We start from the raw sequence: 17,874 nt of genomic DNA, 5'->3' as shown, positions 1-17,874 counted from the left end.
GTGCAAAATGAATCTATTTCAGTTTAACATATTTTGTTTTTTGAAAATACAAATTTTATATTTTTATTAAAAAATTACTTTAATTCTGAATATATTTCGGATATTTTTTTGATACATATTCCATCCTTCCTGGTCAAAACTATCCTTATCAAACATTTTGTAGGTGGTTGCCATTTATAACCCAAATACAATTTCTCCGTTGCAATTAATATTGTTAGCTATGACAGCAATTGGATTAAAAAATCATGTATTAGTTATTTCTCCATTGATATCTGTTTCAGGGCGAGATGCTTGGATGAGTGTATTATTTACAATGCTCATAACACTTCTCTGGGTTCCGTTATTGCTTTTTATTCTTAAACAAACGAATAAAAAACCATTAATCGTCTGGCTTTCTGAGGTCATAGGTGATAAAGCGACAAAATTAATCATCTTTGTTCTCATTGCTTATTTACTTTTAATGTGCGGAATCTCATTAAGAGAGACGATTACTTGGACAACTGTCGGTTATATGCCAGAAACTCCCCCCATTGTATTGACTATTCTCTTCTTATTTACTTGTTGGTTTTTAGCCAAAGCCAAATTACAAACGCTTAATAGGGTGAATGTCTTTCTTTTGTTTTTTATTGTCATTTTCGGCTTTTTTGTCTCGATCGCCAATTTCAAGTTTAAAGATCACTCCTTGCTATTTCCTGTTCTAGAGCATGGTTTTCGGCCTGTGTTTGAGGGAATGATTTATCAAGCTTCTGGACTCGTAGAGATCTTTATCTTTCTGTTATTACAACATAGAGTAAATAAATCGCTAACATTTCGGCATTTCGCTGCGATCGTACTGATTTTAACAGCATTAACAACGGGACCTCTCATCGGTGCTATTGTGGAATTTGGTCCAACAGAGGCAACATTACAACGATTTCCTCCTTTTGAACAATGGGGCCTCGTATCGATTGGGAGTTTTTTCGAACATGTAGACTTTTTATCCGTTTATCAATGGCTTTCTGGCTCGTTTATTCGAATTAGTTTATTCTTTTTTTTAATAAAAGAGATGTTACCAGCGAAGTCAGAGAAAAAAAATCGTATTTTATTTTTCTGTTTGTTTGTAGTTGGCGGAATTGTACTTGCTCCAATTACTGATTTTCAATTTAATGATTATTTAAGATTGTACTTGTTACCAGCTACTTTTTGGCTTTTCTTTAGCTTTTCAGTTTTAATAGGTGTCATTGCTATCTTTCAAACAATACAAAAACGGAGGAGCATTCAATGAAGTTTAAACAGATTTCCTTTAAGAAGGCCAAAAAATTAGCTGCCATCACTAAAGAACAGAAAAAAGAGAAGTCAAAACCAGCTATTAATGAGCAAACTTTAAGAGAAACATTTAAACAGTGTTCTGATGTGGTCTTTTCTCACTTGCAGTTTGATGAAGAACGAGTCACCCTCATCTATTGTAGTGGACTTGTTAGCACCGATATGCTCTATAAAACGGTTCCGAGAAAGCTAGAGGAATTTTTAAAGAACCCACCAAGTGAGTTTACCGAAGATTGGATGCAATCACTAAAGCTACCTACTTTACAAGTTGTTACCAACAATGAAAAAGCAGAAATGGATATTTTTTCAGGTAAGCTATTGCTCATCTTTCACTCTGGAGCAGTCATTTATTCAGTCGATATATCTGATAGACCTCAACGGGATACAGAAGAGTCTACCATGGAAATAACCGTCAAAGGCCCGCGTGATAACTTTATTGAAGATATAATCGTCAATCATGCATTAATTAGAAAAAGGTTACGAACAACGTCTCTAAGAAGTGAAACATTGGAAATAGGCAAACGTTCAAAAACGAAAGTCGCTCTTCTTTATATGGACGATATCATTGATCAACAAGTTCTTGATGAAATTAAAACAAAAATTACAGCCATTGATGTGGACGGTGTATATAGTGGAACACAACTTGAGGAACTGATAAATGATAGCCCTTATTTTCTGTTTCCTCGTCATGCGTATACCGGCCGCCCAGACTTTGCTGTGCAATCATTGCTCAGTGGTCGATTTATTCTTTTAATTGATGGCGTCTCGTATGCTTCTATTATGCCAGTTAATTTATTCTCCTTATTAAAGACAGCAGAAGATAGTGAAACTAATTATGTCTATAATGCTTCCGAACGCTTAATAAGAGTGGTTGGTATTGCTGTCGCCGCTTTTCTTCCAGGCTTTTGGGTAGCGTTGACTTCCTTTCATCAAAATCAAGTCCCACTCACTTTGTTAGCAACCGTCATTGAATCAAGAAGAGGCGTGCCTTTTCCGACGGCGATGGAGGCTTTGTTAATGCTTATTTTATTTGAAGTATTTCGAGAAGCTGGAATGAGGCTTCCGCTATCCGTTGGACAAACATTAAGTGTAATTGGCGGGTTAATTATTGGGGATGCCGCTATTCGAGCTGGATTGACAAGTCCTGCTATGCTGGTAGTGATCGCCGCATCAACGATCGCTACCTTTACCCTAGTCAATCAAACATTAGTTGGTACTGTATCTTTAATACGCTTTTTTGTCATTACTCTTGTTGCCTTATTCGGTTTATTCGGTTTTTTTGTATCTATTTTTTTAATAGGAACATGTGTCGCTAATATTCATTCATTCGGTGTGCCTTACTTACATGTAGCCAGCGAGATGAGTTTTAAGAACACATTAAAAACACTCTTAAAATTACCAGCTCAACTAGATAATAAGCGAATTAGCGCAATGAACCTTCAGGACAAAACAAAAGGAGGAGGTTCGTCATGAAGAATTATGTCAAACAAATACTACTATACACTGCCTTTCTCATGACGCCCCTTCTACTGGCCGGTTGTTGGGATGCCAATGAACCGGAACAAATGCTTTATATTCAAGGAGTAGGAGTGGATTATAAGAAAGATGAATTCGTCGTTTATTTACAAATCATTAATCCTGGCTTACTCGCCAAATCCGAGTCAACAGGCGGTGTATCAGAAGCAAAAGTCGTCGTTGGCCGCGGTACAGGTAAAACAGTGAATGAAGCGATCTTTGACATTTATCGATCTTCCCAACGCCGATTATTTTGGGGACACATAAACTTTTTTATTTTTACTGATAAAGCTTTAGAAAATGACGCTCTTAAAGCGCTGATGGATTTATTTGATCGATACCGAGAAACTAGATACGGTTCATGGCTTTTTGTTACAAAAGAGCCGTTATTTGATATTATGACAACGCTCCCTCCATCAAAATCGTCAACGGTCTTTGCCAAACTCAGTGATCCGGAATCCTCATATAAACAGCGTTCATTGATTAAACCTATTGATATGAGAGAATTATTTATTTCATTAAATGAACCTCCTCATGAAGCAGTCATCCCTTTTGTGAAACTAGCTAAGGATACATGGAAATCAGATGAAGGGAAGAATCCAGCCGTTCAAATAGATGGAATCGCATCGATAACAAGAAAAACACTAAAAGGGATTATGTCTTATAAAAAAGTGCCAGGCTTACAATGGGTGAATGAGGATTTAAAAAGGAATGAAATTAGCTTAACAGGAGAGTATTCTGATATTAGTTTATTAGTTGAAAAAGTGAAAATTAAAAAAAAGCCAATTGTGAAAGGAACGGATGTTAGTTTTGCTCTTTCAATAGATGCTACCGTCTTATTAAGAGAAATCACTTCAAAAAAAAATCTCAAAAAAATAGAACAATCTGCCGAAAAAGTCTTTAAAGACGAAATAGTGCAGACATTTAATCAGGGGTTAAAAATGGATACCGACCTTTTCCGACTCTCTGAAGCCTTGTATCGAAAAGACGTACACACATGGAAAAAAATAGAGAAAAACGGAAAAATCCCATTAACTAGTGACACATTAAATGAATTATCTGTGAATGTGAAAGTGAAGATGACCCGTGGAGAAAGACAAAGAAAACGACCGACACTTTAAAAGGTAATCCTCTTCACCGTTCATTTAGGTGAAGAGGATTACCCTACTTATTGTGAATGCTCTCTTTAATCATTACCCCTCGCTTTTCCATTTCCTTCATATATATATCACCAGGAACGATTTGCTCAGGAGGATAGACACCTCGCTTCGTTATGATTTCATTTCCGATCATTTGAGCGACGATGGAAATGGTGTTCGCTGTTGCTCTCGCCATTGCTGTTACCTCATTCTCTTTATCTTTATACGTAATCATTTCGTAACAATGACCAGTCGTTTGTCCTTCTTTGTATCCCATTGTTAATACCCTTAACAACACTACATCTTTACCATCTTTTAGATCAACAATCGGGGCAAGTACCTTCAAGAAGACCTCTCTAGGTTTTATTTTCTGACCATTGATTTCAACAAAATAGTCATTTCGCGTTAAATTCAAATCGATCAGTAATTGAAATTTCTCGGCATGGCCGGGATATCGAATCGTTTTGTATTCTAAGTTATCTAAATCAGGATAAGAATAGGCTAAAGTAGACGTTCCTCCAGCGGTATGAAAGGCTTCTAGCGGACCAAATTTGTCAAAATAAACCGTCTCTATTTCTGATAGGGAGGCAACCTCTTGTTTCTTGCCATCCCTAATAATAAAGGATGGATCAGTGTAATGATCAAATACACCTTCCATCGAAAACACATGATTATACTCAAGAGGTGGTAAGGGTCTTAACGGGATACCTCCAACATATAATTTTATCATTTTTACTTCATCTAATTTATTAGCACCATACCCCGATAAAATATTGATAGCTCCAGGTGCCACACCAAGATCAGGAATGACCGTCACCCCCGCTGCCTTCGCTTGATCATTCAACTTTAATACACGGTCCGTTGCCTGACCAATATGACCACCGAGATCGACACAATGTACACCTGCAGAAATAGCTGCCTTCGCTACGCTTTCATTAAAAGAATAAAGCAAGGCATTCACCACAATATCATGTCGCCCCATAATGTGGATTAACTGTTCCTCTTTTGTCGCATTTACAAACGCCACTTCAAGCTTCGATGATTGTAAACCCTTGCATATTTTTTTCGCTTTTTCCATATCCATATCAGCAAGTGTCACCTTAGACACTCGTTCACTTTTCACTAAATCTCTAGCCACTTCTTTCCCCATTAACCCTGCCCCTAATACTAATACACGCATATAAATTCCCCCTTGTTTTTTAGGAATTTTTATCCCGCATTGATGGGATCAACAAGCTTTCTGCTATTGCAAATGAAGCATTGACTCTCTTTCTTACCTATTCTAATATATACTTGTTTATTCCCGCTTATCCCTCTTTAACAACTAGACTTAGGTAGTCAAAAAACTAGTGAAATCTTCTCTCACTTTCAAGGACAAAGATTTTCCTACTAACAAATCGCCTGATGGTTCCCTTCCCCATCAGGCGATTTGACCGTTCTTATTTCTCATCTAATCAAACCTAGTCACTTCACAAGCATTTTTCGCATCTTGTGCACTTTTCACTTGAATCACTTCAGCTGGCATACAAGAAATATACACTTCCACCTCTTCTTTCGTTCCGTGTTTTTCATCGAACGAAAAAGATACTTCCGCTGTACTTGTTAGTTTTTGTGCTTCATGAACAAGCTGATAAATTTGTTCCCATTGCTGGTCTGAATCATTAAAGATTCCTGCCTTACTAACTTCTACCCACATAAAGGCACCTGCTTCTTGATAAGACGGAATATGGGGACCTTCTACTAGTTTTCCGCTTTGTCCATAAGCGGTACCGACATACCAGTCTGTTAGATTCGGAAAGTGCTGTCTGACAGCTGGTTCAATGTCTTCTTGAAATTCTCTTTGCCACACACCTTCCGGGTAATCATCTATATATGTATATTCTCCACCCTCTTTTCTTGCATTAAAGGCCATCGATTGATCACTAGTTGGTGAAAAAGTCGCTCCATACTTTCTTTCTTCGACATCAAAAAACGTACTCTTCAAAACAAAGGATTCATCATATCTCTCTTCAAGATATTGTTGAAGCTCCCTTGCCACTTGCTTCTTTTTCCAAGGTAACCCTTCAAAATAAGCATAAATGAAGCCACCGATACAAACGAGCAAAATCACGCTAATAACTAAAATTTTTTTTCTTCGTTTTTTCATTTATTTGCCTCACCTTGACAAATAATCTTCCATTCTCGATAAGCTTCTTCCTTATCATATCCGCTAAACAGGCGATAATCGTCGTCATCTAAAATACGAAAATGACCGCTAATCACATTTTGCTGCAAACGAATTCCTTGATTGAGCTCAACCTCCCGCCACCAAACTCTCCCTCCCATTGTTTTCTCTCTAGGCGTGCTAATGCTGTTATGAGCAATCGTCTCAACCATCTCTACCGGATCATCACCAAGGCATCCTTGAAGAATCTCACTTTCCCTAAATAAAGCGCATAAAGCGACAACCGTTGTCCAGCCAGCGAGCGTTCTCCCTTTTTCAATTTGTACGAGCGTCTTTTTAGAAATGCCAAGCACTTCCGACATTTTATCTTGCGTATATCCTTTTTCTGTACGGATCAGCTTGAGCTTACCGGATAATAGTTCATTCACTTGCTGTTTATCCATATATATCACCTTCATTACTTTTCTTTATGAGAAGTAGTTTAAAAACTCTCAGAAACACTAATATCATTACCACAACTGTTTTAAACAGTCTCCACTAGTGTAATTTTATACTTAAATAGAAAATATTCCAACAAAAAAAAGCACCTGATTCATCAGGTACTTATTCTTCTTTACTTATCCAATTAGGTGCAAGAAAGATTCCCACTACTACCAGTACACAGCCAAGCTTTTGTAATAAATGATTTTCAACTGGAATGGAATAACTACAAAAAGTAAGGATGACTCCCATCACTGCGAGTATTAATCCACCAACTAATCGTCTTGGCATCCTACATCCCCTCCGTTGTTTTAGGCTCTTCCTCGATCAACAACTTTTTCTTTCTGACATGACCATCCCATGAAAAGTTCGTCCACATTCTTAGCAGTTGTTCTACTGGTCCTCGTTTGAACGATTTTAAATAATAATGACTACCGACAGCTTGCAAAGTATAAATCATCACAGCTAACAATATGCCCCAAATCATTCCTAACTGCCCAAACAGCCCGAGACCATATCCATAAAAAATCGTCGTACAAATCACTGTCTGCATTAAATAATTCGTTAACGACAGCTTTCCAACATTTTCAAATGCAGCCGAAAATATTTTATTTGGCTTCCCTGTGTATAGAAGAGCAAACAGAAAAATATACCCGAGAGACAACAAGCTCGCCCCAAGCATTTCCACCACACCATTCCAAGCGGATTCACCCAAATACGGAATGGTCTTTAGTACAATACCAATTGGTAATAAAAGTAGAGCTCCTTTCATATACAGCGGCCGCTCTTTTTGTAAATGAACAAATGCATTCGCCTTTGCTGCAAACATTCCGAATAAAAATAGCGGAGCAGTAAGCAATGGTGCCAAAATTAAAAGCACTACATAAAAGGCATCCGGCAAGTTTAGTGGATCTTCATTATTGCGATGATCCTTAATTTCAGTATAACTACCAGTACTATAAACCACCTTTGTTTTCTCGATATACTCAGCCATGATTTTTTTATCTTTAGCGGGCTCTTCCACGTTTCCATATCCCAAAAAAAATGACATGATAATTAATAAAGACGCTCCCCAAATGAAAAGGGTTTTTTGGCTGCGATTCATAAACATTAATAGAAAAAATCCCATCAAACCGTAAAAGAGGAGAATATCTCCTTCCCATAAGAATGTAGAATGTAAAAACCCCGCGCCTATTAAAAACAAAAATCGTCGAACAAAATACCGTTTCACCGGTACCCCTTTACGCTCCAAACTTTCCTTCATTTTAATCATCGAATAACCAAATAGAAACGTAAAGATTGGCATAAAACTGCCCTCAACTAACATTTTGACTAATTTATAGGCTCCCAAATCAGTTGCTGACAACGAATAAAAGCCAATTTCATCCTTCCCCCACATACCGTATTGAAAGATTAACATATTGGCTAGCAATATCCCTAATAGACTAAAGCCTCTCATACCGTCAATTGCTGAAACTCTATACTTATCCATCCAATTCTCCTCACAAATGTTGTTACTATTAATTTACATGGGAAAGTTTTCTTTAGAACAAACAATAGATTAACATTTCATAAATTTTTTTCCTTCCGTTCAAGTTCTCGTAATCTTCATATGCTAGTATGAAAAGCGAGGTGCATAGAAATGAAAACAAGAAATATTTTGCTCGTCGATGACGAAAAAGCGATTGTGAAAATGATTGAAACCGTTTTGAGAAAAGAAGGATTTGAGCATATTTATACCGCTCATACAGCGAAAGATGCTCTAGCGATATTAGAAAAAAAACACATCGACTTGATTATACTTGATGTCATGTTACCTGATTATAGCGGATTTGAATTATGCCCTAAAATTCGGGAAATTTCAGAAGCGTATATTTTATTTGTCACAGCCAAAGTATCTGATCTTGATGTATTAACAGGATTCGCTATAGGCGGAGATGATTATGTCACAAAACCGTTTAATCCTCTGGAAATCGCGGCAAGAATTAAAGCTTATTTTCGCAGAATCTCATCGGTCGAACATTTACCAATAGTAAATAAAAAGAAGCAATATCATTTTGGAAGGTTTTTAATCGATGAGGACAAAGGAGAGTTATTAGTTAATGGACAGGCTGTTTCATGTCCGACTCAAGTATATTTACTTTTGCTCTATTTTTGTAAACATCCCAATAAAGTGTTCTCTAAGTCTGAATTATTAGAGGCTGTTTGGGGCTTTAACCATTATGTCGATGACAATACCGTACCGGTTCATATTAGACGAATTAGAGAACGAATTGAAGAGGACCCTAGCCGACCGCAGTATTTATTAACCGTTCGCGGTCTTGGTTACAAACTGGTTAAAGGAAAAATGATATGAAATCATTAAGAAGACGATTGATTTTTCATTTTTCTATTCAATTTATTTCCTTATCCATTGCTATTATCATTTTATTATTTGCTCTGCTTTTTCTATTAATCCAGCATATGTCTAATCAGGAACTTCGCAAAAATTATCCAGCCGGTGTATTAGAATATATAACAACAGAAACGGTCGTTGAAGATAACAAGGCTGAAATCGATAAGCAATGGAGACAAGTCCTAAGAGAAAAACATATGTGGGCTCAAGTAGTAAATTGTCAAGGAGAGGTTGTTGGATCTAGCAATACGCCTTCATCTTTACCTAAACACTACTCTGTCGGTGACATTTTACAAATTGCAGAAAACAAACAGTTTAGAGAATATACAGTTTTATCAGAATTTGACAACACTGATAAACAGCCCTATATCTTTTTAGTTGGATATAAAGATATAGCAATGACCACTCTACAAACACTAGTGACTACTTATAATCATCAAGGTCAAATCTCCGAAACCGAAAGAAGGCAACTAGAAAAGCAACTAAAAAAGATCGATGGAACTCTCCAAATTATTAATGAAAATGGTGATATTATTGACACCGCCGGAAAACCGATGAACACAAAAAAATACGAGCCGTTAGATATTATTTCTAAAAAGATGACACCTGGTATTTATTCAACAACAACCGCTGTTTATAATGATCCATCTACAAACCATACTTGGCTTTTGCATACACCAAAAAAGAAGGACAAAAATCAAACATTATCCGTGATGACGGAATATCTCCTTGGTTTCGGCATTGTCGGTACGATCGTTTTGCTCATTACTCTTAGTCTCTCTTTTTGGAATGGCTTTCGTTACGGACAACCTCTATTTATTTTTACAAGTTGGCTAGAAAGAATGAAGCAAGGGAATTATGAAGAAGTACTTACCGAACAAGAAAGAAAAAAAATCTTTCGGAAAAACGGAAAGGTACGAATCCGCTACCGTTTGTACAAAGAAGTGATCAATGCCTTTTATGCGATGGCAGAAAAACTCGATCTATCAGTAAAAGAACGGGCCAAACTTGAAAAAACTAGAGAAGAATGGATGACGGGAATCTCTCATGACTTGCGCACCCCTCTATCTACGGTTCAAGGATATGGGCATTTATTAGAAAGCGGCCAGTACAATTGGTCGAAAGAAGAGCTTGAAGAGGTGGGTCAAACCATTCGTGAAAAGGGTGAATATATGCTTCATTTAATTGAAGATTTTTCGCTTACCTTCGAGTTAAAAAATAATGAGCTCCATCTTTCAAAAGAAACGTTCCAAGTGAATCAACTCCTTGAAACGATTATCTCTAAATTTATCCAGGATCGAACATTGCAAGATTATCATTTTCATTTTGAACCTATAACCATACAGGTAGAAATAGAAGCAGATCAAAAGTGGTTCGAGCGAATGATGGACAATTTAATTTTTAATGCCATCAAACATAATCCAAGCGGCACAACTATAATCATCCGCGCCTCCAAATCAGCAGATGGCTTACACATTTGGATTGAAGATAACGGTGTTGGCATGGATAAGGAAACAATAGAACAACTATTTGAACGCTATTACCGTGGGACGAACACGGATGAACGAATTGAAGGAGCAGGTCTTGGCATGAGCATTGCCAAGCAAATCGCCACCCTTCACGGCGCTACCGTAGAAGTCCGCTCAGAAGTTGGGACAGGTACAACTGTACATATTCACTTTCCTAGATACTAACTAACATAGATCAGACTTCATGACTACCATGGAGTCTGACCTCTTTGTTTTAAACCAACCGCTAGTATTTAATATTCCAGCAGCGCTCTCGCTGCTTCACACTTAGCTTGCTTTCTCTATCACAACCTCTTTTGACCGAATACCTTTTAATAAAACCGCTCCCACAGTCACCGCCATTGTCCCTAAACTAATCAGCAACAATGATTGCATATTGCTAGTGATATGGCTCATTTCTCCTCCAAAAATAATAGTGAAGTATCCGTCCGATCCGTACGTAGCTGGTAAATAAGAACCTAAATTCGAATAAAAATCAGATAACATTTCTCGTGGAACGATCACACCAGAAGTAACTAGTTGCAGTGACAATGCTATGATATTGAACACCATTCCAGCGTTCCCCATTAGATAAACAAACATTTGTGCCAAGGATAAAAATGAGAAGAAAAGTAAGGACTGAAACAAATAAATGACGAGCATGGAACTTTCACTTTGAATATCAAACATCATCATTAAAGCTAATGTGATAAATGTAAGAAAAAATGAAAAACCGATATTAATTACTTGTCTAGCAGCAAACACTTCCCATTTCCCATAATAACCTTTTATTTTATCCGCTGTTTGCTGTAGCTGCATCGTCATTACCATCGCTCCAACAAACGAAGCAAGTATCACCATCATCGGGACCATACTCGCGGCGAATTCTTTTACCTCATTTACCTTTTTTATTTTTGGTTGAACAAGTTGGTCGTTTAAATTTCCTACCATTTGACTGATAGCATCACCTACAGCTTCTGGTGTACCATTTGCTGGGATAAATTGTTTCAGCATTCCCTCTTTTTGAGCCACAAAAAGATGGCTGTTGACCGCACCAGTCATTTGATGTGCCGCACCTTCCATCATTGTTTTCCCCATGCCTGCATTGGCACCGTTAATCCAATAAACGACCTCCACTTCTTGACCAACTTTCACTTTTTCAGTTAGCTTTGCAGGTAAATGAATCACCATATTTAATTTGCGATCTTCCATATCTGCTTTTGCCTTTTCGACTTCCTGATACTCCTTTATTGTAAAAGGACTGTTCTTTTTCATTTGAGTCGTGACTTCTTCTCCAATCACTAAATCATCATTCACAATTCCAATTTTTAAGTTTCCAACTCGATCATCCACACCATCATAAGCGGTCATCCATACACAGAAAAAGATCACTTGAAAAGCAACAGCTGCCAGCAAACCTATATATGTCTCACGAACTTGGAAAAAATTTTTTAATGCACTCATTGAAAATCCCCCTTTTGAAAGCAAGTACATACTTGCACAATAGTGAAAATTTTTTCTAGGGAGTTAACCCCCTAGAAAAAACTCGAATCCCATTATTTAAAAATTCTTCTATTGTAATCGCACTCACACTCGTTCCTAGACGAGCTCGAGACATAAAAAAGCCAAAATTCATGGCAATAAAACTCATGACAATTGCTTCTTTATTATCCGCAGTGAATTTTCCCTTTTTCTCCATAATATCAAAATAATTCATTAGCTGTTGTTTCAACTGGCGAGGGATCTTGGCGATTTCCTCATCAATTTCAGGAAACATTCCTGCTTCTCTTAAACCAATTAACACGAAATCCTTGATGCTCATAATGAATGCCTGATATTCGCTAGCAATTGTATAAAGATCCTCTTCAAGATCCCATACCATCTCTTCTTGGATTACCTTGGAGAGTAGCGGAGCAAAGGAAAACTTTTGAACAGCTGATTCTAAAATCCCTCTTTTACTCCCAAAATGGCGAAAAATCGTTACTTCATTGACCCCAGCTTTCTCAGCAATGGATTTAGTTGTCGCCGCTTTATAACCTCTTTCACGAATCAGATCAATTGCCGCATCAATAATTTTGTCTGGTGTTTCCTTCGTTGCCATCCACCTATTTCCTTTCCTTCTTGCAAGTGATCGCTTACATTTATTATCATAAACATTTTAAACAAAAAGTCAATAGTAAACAGAAATCTCTTGGAGTGCTAATGAAATACAGCGTCCTTCCTGAGGAGGACGCTGTATCTATCTAAATATCACAACTCTCATTTGTACAAGTGGAACCAGTTGCTTTTGTTGATAAATCAGTTAGTACAGGTTCTTCATTTTCTTCTTCCCATACCTTTTGCAAGGCACTTAAGAAGGCTTCAGCTGGCTGAGCACCTGAAATGGCATATTTATCATTAATCACAAAAAATGGAACACCTTGCACGCCAAGTGTTCGTGCTAAATTCTCGTCTGCTCTCACTTCTTCAGTAAAGCGATCGCTTGCAAGTAGGGCTTGCACAGCCTCTTGTTGTAACCCTACTTCTCTCGCCAATTCCAAGAGTACAGCTTGATCATTCACACTCATTGAGTCAGTAAAGTAAGCCTTTAATAATCGCTCGACCATTTCTTTTTCTTTGCCTTGGTCCTTCGCATATTTAGCTAAGCGATGAGCATGAAAGGTATTCGTTGGTCTCATATTGTCAAAGTTGAATTCCAACCCCAGCTCAGCCGCTTGACGCCCGATATTTTCATTCATCTGCTTCGCTTGTTCAACGCTCATTCCATATTTTGCAGCTAATGCTTCATGAATATGCTGATCATTTTCTTGTGGCGCATTCGGATCTAGTTCATAACTTTTAAAGACAAGTTCGACTTCAGCTTTATGCGGAAACTGTTCCAAAGCCTTCTCTAGCCGACGTTTCCCGATATAACAGAAAGGACAAACAAAGTCAGACCATATTTCAATTTTCATTGCTTCACCCCATTTCATCGTTTCTTGCTCATTTTAACATACCCCTATTGGTCTTGGTTATTTTAATGCCTACTCTCATAAGACGGAATATTGGCAATCTTTCATATCTGTTATAAACATATGGCCTGGCGCATGAGTGATGGCTCATTCCGGTTTACTGGCCATAACAACCGATTGAGGTGTCGCTCCACAAGCCCAAAAAACAGGAATTTCTCCATCCTTAATTGTCACCGCTTCTCCAAAATTCGGATGGGAAAGATCCTTGATTCCAATTTTTTCAGGAGAGCCTATGTGAATGGGAGATCCGTGTACAGACGGAAATCCCGAAGTCACTTCTACCGCTCGAACCACTTGATTTGCTGGAAATGGACGCATACTTACAACAATATTCCCATGAAACTTCCCTGCTTGTTTACTAGGAATGTTCGTCACATACATTGGTACATTCCGCTGCTCAGCAATATGCCGAATCTCTAGTCCATTTTCCATTAAGACATGCTCAAACGTAAAGCTACAGCCAATTAAAAACGAAACAAAATCCTCTTGCCAAACATCGTCTATTTGAGCAACCTCTTCTATTAGTTCCCCATGTTTATAAATACGATATTTAGGCACATCAAACCATGAACCTCCCCCACCTATCGCTTCGCGCTTGAGGTGAAGGTTTCTTGTCGATCCCTTCGACATCAGAAGCTGGACGATGTCCATAGGTGTACACGACACCCTCGTCTTTCTCGGGGACTGACGCTCCCCTACAGGAAGCAGTGGTCTTGACGCCAGACGTCTCCCGACGGCTGGCTGCCACCGTAAGCAACAGATAGAGAATCGAAGGCACGGCCCTCTCCCCCGGGGCGGTTCTACCCATCTACTACGCCTGTACAGGACGTAGATACGTGATGTCAGTTATCATCACTTCTCGAAACTTCCCGTGCAAATACTGAGATAAGATGTTCCCTGCACCATGGACATCCCGATGCCGTTCATATCCGCAAGAACATCGGTAGTTTCGTGAACGGACCTTGTTGCGTTTTCCGCAAGCAGGGCATGCTTGCGTTGTATAGGCCTCATTTTCTTTCGATAATGAGACACCCGCCGCTTCTAATTTATAGGCTAACTGTTTAGTCAGCTTTCCAAAGCTCCAGTTGCTGAGCTTCTGGTTTACTTGTTTGGAACGGAGGCGTTTTCGCCGTTTGTTTCGCTTGCTTGTGTATCTCTGGATGCCTTCCACATCGCCAAGAGCGACATGGCCGATTCTTTGTTCCACGCACCAGTTCACAAAGGCACGGGTCGTCTTGTGCAGGAGATCCCCTAGCTGCCGTTCGCTTTTGGAGAGAATGTATTTTTTTGCTCGATGGTATTGGCGCCATTTCCTGGACCCTTTTTGACACCGACTCATGAGGATTTGCAGTTCTCTCACTTTTTTGTTTCTCAATCGGTGAACGCTGCGCATCTTTCTACCAGAAATCACAAGCGCTTGTCCACTGGTACTGACGGCGGCAATCGTATGAATCTCACCTGGATCAATCGCTGCCGTATGACCGTCTGGAATCGGTAGGGGATTGACTCCATCTTCATACGACAAACAGGCATGCCACCGGCCATCATAGACGAGTTCCACTTCTTTGACCAAGCCAGTCGGAACCGATGCGAGCGTCAACACGAGCGGTGTCTGCTGTTTTCCCTGCCATCTGCCTAAGCTGAGAGTCAGCTTGCGTCCTTTTAGTACGAAAGATTTATCGACCCATTTGGGATGGAACACGAACTTTTCCTTGTATGGATATCGGATGGACTTATTCGTTTTCCGTGCTTGGCGAACCCCATCTCGGGCATGCAGAAACTTGTGGCACACCGCTTGGATCGTCTGACTGTGAAGGGGGTACAAGCCTTTGAGTTCAGCTTGAAGATCGCTTTTGTTGATCCACGCGCCGTGAATCCGGTAGTAATACCGAGCTAGCTGGACGCAGTCATTCCAAATTGTTCCGCAGATCCGGCGTAGGTGAAACAACTGTTGAAGCGTTGGCTGAGGAGCCGTAAAGCCTGTTTTCAACGTTCGATACATGATCATCCCTCCTTGCCATCATTATAATACGAACACAAGTTCCTATCAAGAGGAAATGGAAAATTTAACCCTTTTTTCTTTCGACAAAGATCGGATGACGATCAACCAAATGCTTTTCGGCTGTGCCGAACCGACATTCATCCCCTCCCTACTCGCTGGGCTGTGTTAAATCAGCTTGAGGTGCTGTTAGCTTCGGCGTGGGGGAACCGATATCCGTTACTTCTGTCAACGGACAAGACTTAGGATTGCGCTGGCAAAATAATAAAAAATCGTAAGCAGCTTTCTTCGGTAAAATCACAAGGTTCGCTTGAGTATATCCTGGTGCCAATCCTGCAGTAGGACCAGTAAATTCATTGTTTCTAATAAGTGTTCTGATTCCCTTCAATTGTTCGTTCATATCTCTTTCTCCCACCTTCATTTAAAAAAAGAGAGAAGCAATTTGCTTCTCTCTTTTTCTCCTTACTTATTCAGCATCTGCCACTGTTACTTCTTTCATCACATCGCCATTCTTCATCGCAAGAACTGTTTCAAGACCAGAAGTCACTTTTCCAAATACAGTATGAACGCCATTTAAATGAGGCTGTGGTTCGTGAACGATAAAGAATTGACTGCTGCCTGTGTCTTTACCAGCATGAGCCATAGAAAAGCTGCCCGCTTCATGCTTATGAGGATTGCCTTCTGTTTCACATTTAATGGTTGTGCCGCTTCCGCCAGCACCTGTGCCAGTTGGGTCTCCTCCTTGACTCACAAAGCCCGGGATTACACGGTGAAACGTAACACCATTGTAGAATCCTTCATTCGCTAGCTTCTCAAAGTTTGCTACTGTATTCGGTGCTTCATTTGGAAATAAATCAAATTCGATTTTTTCTCCGTTTTCCATAATAATTGTTCCTTTTTTCGCCATAGTATCGTCTCCCTTATGTAATAGTTTTCAGTTTCTACTATAACGGACAGACGCACGAAAGAAAAGCTTAAGCACATTTCTTTTTTAACCGAAGAAGAAACTAATCAAAAAGCTAGTATGGGTAAACGATTGTTGAATAAAATTCTATTGTGGAGTCACCCTTTTTAGTGGAGTCACCCTTTTTAGAGGTTATTTTCTATGATTCAATGCTTGCTCAAGATCTTGCCAAATATCTTGTTTCGCTTCAAGCCCCACCGATAGACGGATGAGTTGGTCTGTAATGCCCATTTGTTCTCTAATCTCTCTAGGTATACTTGAATGCGTCATCGTCGCAGGATGCTGAATCAGAGTTTCTGTATCTCCTAAGCTGACAGCAATCTTAATTAGGGATAGTTTGTTCAGTAAAGCTTGAGCCTCTTCTTTGCTTCCATCAATTTCAAATGAAATAAGCCCTCCGCCAGCTTTCATTTGCTTGCTCATAATCACATAATCTTTGTTTTCTGTATCCCCTGGATATAACACCTTTTTCACAAATGGGTGCTGCTTCAATTGTTCAGCAATATAGGCCGCATTTTCGCAATGACGATCCATTCGAACAGGTAATGTTTTAAGTCCTCTTAACAAGAGCCAAGCATCAAAGGGGGAAATCACCCCGCCAATATCCTTTAATGTCGTCATAGCTACTTGCTGAATAAATTCCTTCTTTCCAGCAGCGAGGCCCGCAATGACATCTCCATGGCCACCAATAAATTTCGTTGCACTGTGAAGCACAACGTCGCATCCAGATTGTAGCGGCTGTTGTAAATACGGGGAGGAGAATGTATTATCAACAACCACTGGAATCCCCTTTTCCCTCGCTACTTTCGCCACCATCTCTAAATCAATCAACTTCATCGTTGGATTAATCGGTGTTTCGACATAAATACAAGCTGTTTCAGGTTGTATTAATTGTCGAATTTGTTCTTCTGTCTCCATCGTACAAAAATCATGAGTAATGGCATATTTCTCTTTCATCAATTCCAACAAACCAAACGTGCAACCGTAAATACCTTGCGAACATATAATATGATCCCCCGCTTTTGTTAAGGCAAATAAGACTGCAGAAACAGCCGCCATCCCTGAACCAAAGGCAAGTCCTGCTTCCGCCCCTTCCAGCTCTGCAATCCGTTCCTCTAACGCTCGTACCGTCGGATTGCCTAGTCTTGAATAAATATATCCTTCTTCTTCGCCAGCAAATCGCTTCTCCCCTTGTTCAGCACTATCAAAGGTAAAAGTAGAGGTTTGAAAAATCGGTGTCGACAAGCTACCTAAATGCTCCTTTGCATCATAGCCCGCATGAATAACTGATGTTTCCATATTCTCATATCGTTTTTTCATCAAATTTCGCCCCTTAACCAAGATGTTTGTTTTTTCTAAAAAATCGCATTATTTATAGTATATCGTAAAAACGA

General features: G+C 39.2%; 16 protein-coding genes and 2 pseudogenes. 5 read left to right on the top strand and 13 right to left on the bottom strand.

The genetic code is table 11. The features are described from left to right. Window positions 1-163: 163 nt before the first annotated feature. The 3 genes from WDJ61_RS05670 to WDJ61_RS05660 are packed head-to-tail and all read left to right on the top strand — an operon-like array spanning window position 164 to window position 3,941. Window positions 164-1,264 (top strand): endospore germination permease, encoded by a 1,101-nt coding sequence (locus WDJ61_RS05670; RefSeq protein ID WP_338753720.1) that lies wholly within the window; start codon window positions 164-166, stop codon window positions 1,262-1,264. Beyond that, entirely contained in the window at window positions 1,261-2,778 is a 1,518-nt protein-coding gene (locus WDJ61_RS05665) for a spore germination protein (RefSeq protein ID WP_338753719.1), read from the top strand. The genes WDJ61_RS05670 and WDJ61_RS05665 overlap by 4 nt, the downstream gene beginning before the upstream one ends. Beyond that, window positions 2,775-3,941 carry a Ger(x)C family spore germination protein gene (locus WDJ61_RS05660; RefSeq protein WP_338753717.1) on the top strand — a complete coding sequence of 389 codons (1,167 nt, stop codon included), beginning with the start codon at window positions 2,775-2,777 and terminating at the stop codon, window positions 3,939-3,941. Before WDJ61_RS05665 ends, WDJ61_RS05660 begins: the two co-directional genes overlap by 4 nt. Before the next feature lie 43 nt (window positions 3,942-3,984). Here WDJ61_RS05660 and WDJ61_RS05655 read toward each other — a convergent pair whose 3' ends face one another. The 5 genes from WDJ61_RS05655 to WDJ61_RS05635 all read right to left on the bottom strand — a co-directional run bounded on the left by WDJ61_RS05655 (window position 3,985) and on the right by WDJ61_RS05635 (window position 8,095). Next, window positions 3,985-5,139: a saccharopine dehydrogenase family protein gene (locus tag WDJ61_RS05655; RefSeq protein ID WP_338753716.1), complete on the bottom strand. Its 1,155-nt coding sequence runs from the start codon at window positions 5,137-5,139 to the stop codon at window positions 3,985-3,987. 270 nt (window positions 5,140-5,409) lie between these two features. After that, on the bottom strand, window positions 5,410-6,105 hold the full coding sequence (locus WDJ61_RS05650; RefSeq protein WP_338753714.1) for a hypothetical protein: 696 nt from the start codon (window positions 6,103-6,105) through the stop codon (window positions 5,410-5,412). Then, on the bottom strand, window positions 6,102-6,566 hold the full coding sequence (locus tag WDJ61_RS05645; protein WP_338753713.1) for a helix-turn-helix transcriptional regulator: 465 nt from the start codon (window positions 6,564-6,566) through the stop codon (window positions 6,102-6,104). The genes WDJ61_RS05650 and WDJ61_RS05645 overlap by 4 nt, the downstream gene beginning before the upstream one ends. A gap of 160 nt (window positions 6,567-6,726) precedes the next feature. Beyond that, window positions 6,727-6,894 (bottom strand): hypothetical protein, encoded by a 168-nt coding sequence (locus WDJ61_RS05640; RefSeq protein WP_338753711.1) that lies wholly within the window; start codon window positions 6,892-6,894, stop codon window positions 6,727-6,729. A gap of 1 nt (window position 6,895) precedes the next feature. Then, on the bottom strand, window positions 6,896-8,095 hold the full coding sequence (locus WDJ61_RS05635) for a DUF418 domain-containing protein (RefSeq protein ID WP_338753709.1): 1,200 nt from the start codon (window positions 8,093-8,095) through the stop codon (window positions 6,896-6,898). A gap of 150 nt (window positions 8,096-8,245) precedes the next feature. Between WDJ61_RS05635 and WDJ61_RS05630 the strand changes: the two genes are divergently transcribed. Together WDJ61_RS05630 and WDJ61_RS05625 are read left to right on the top strand one after the other, a co-directional pair. Further along, window positions 8,246-8,959 carry a response regulator transcription factor gene (locus tag WDJ61_RS05630; RefSeq protein ID WP_338753708.1) on the top strand — a complete coding sequence of 238 codons (714 nt, stop codon included), beginning with the start codon at window positions 8,246-8,248 and terminating at the stop codon, window positions 8,957-8,959. Further along, complete coding sequence (locus WDJ61_RS05625; protein ID WP_338753707.1) at window positions 8,956-10,692, top strand: HAMP domain-containing sensor histidine kinase; 1,737 nt, start codon at window positions 8,956-8,958, stop codon at window positions 10,690-10,692. Before WDJ61_RS05630 ends, WDJ61_RS05625 begins: the two co-directional genes overlap by 4 nt. Window positions 10,693-10,794: 102 nt before the next feature. On the opposite strand, the gene WDJ61_RS05620 is transcribed toward WDJ61_RS05625, so the two are convergent. The 8 genes and pseudogenes from WDJ61_RS05620 to megL form a co-directional block, all read right to left on the bottom strand. After that, window positions 10,795-11,970: a YhgE/Pip domain-containing protein gene (locus WDJ61_RS05620; protein WP_338753706.1), complete on the bottom strand. Its 1,176-nt coding sequence runs from the start codon at window positions 11,968-11,970 to the stop codon at window positions 10,795-10,797. Window positions 11,971-12,025: 55 nt separating this feature from the next. Then, a complete protein-coding gene (locus WDJ61_RS05615; RefSeq protein ID WP_338753705.1) occupies window positions 12,026-12,607 on the bottom strand; it encodes a TetR/AcrR family transcriptional regulator in 582 nt (193 codons plus the stop codon). Between the two features lie 142 nt (window positions 12,608-12,749). After that, entirely contained in the window at window positions 12,750-13,460 is a 711-nt protein-coding gene (locus tag WDJ61_RS05610) for a DsbA family oxidoreductase (protein ID WP_338753704.1), read from the bottom strand. Window positions 13,461-13,535: 75 nt separating this feature from the next. Beyond that, window positions 13,536-14,078: pseudogene (locus tag WDJ61_RS05605) on the bottom strand (D-glutamate cyclase family protein); the annotation flags it as partial. A 250-nt stretch (window positions 14,079-14,328) separates the two neighbouring features. After that, window positions 14,329-15,519, bottom strand: a complete 1,191-nt coding sequence (locus WDJ61_RS05600; protein ID WP_338753702.1) for a transposase — start codon at window positions 15,517-15,519, stop codon at window positions 14,329-14,331. A 166-nt stretch (window positions 15,520-15,685) separates the two neighbouring features. Continuing rightward, window positions 15,686-15,916 (bottom strand): annotated as a pseudogene (locus WDJ61_RS05595) (DUF1445 domain-containing protein); the annotation flags it as partial. Between the two features lie 66 nt (window positions 15,917-15,982). Beyond that, window positions 15,983-16,423 carry a peptidylprolyl isomerase gene (locus tag WDJ61_RS05590; protein ID WP_338753701.1) on the bottom strand — a complete coding sequence of 147 codons (441 nt, stop codon included), beginning with the start codon at window positions 16,421-16,423 and terminating at the stop codon, window positions 15,983-15,985. Window positions 16,424-16,612: 189 nt separating this feature from the next. Then, window positions 16,613-17,800 (bottom strand): methionine gamma-lyase, encoded by a 1,188-nt coding sequence (gene megL, locus WDJ61_RS05585; protein WP_338753700.1) that lies wholly within the window; start codon window positions 17,798-17,800, stop codon window positions 16,613-16,615. Window positions 17,801-17,874: the final 74 nt, after the last annotated feature.

It is taken from the genome of Bacillus sp. FJAT-52991, assembly GCF_037201805.1.
GTDB classification, from domain to species: domain Bacteria; phylum Bacillota; class Bacilli; order Bacillales; family Domibacillaceae; genus Bacillus_CE; species Bacillus_CE kandeliae.
Note: the sequence above shows the minus strand (reverse complement) of the source record. Positions and strands in the feature narration are given on the sequence as shown.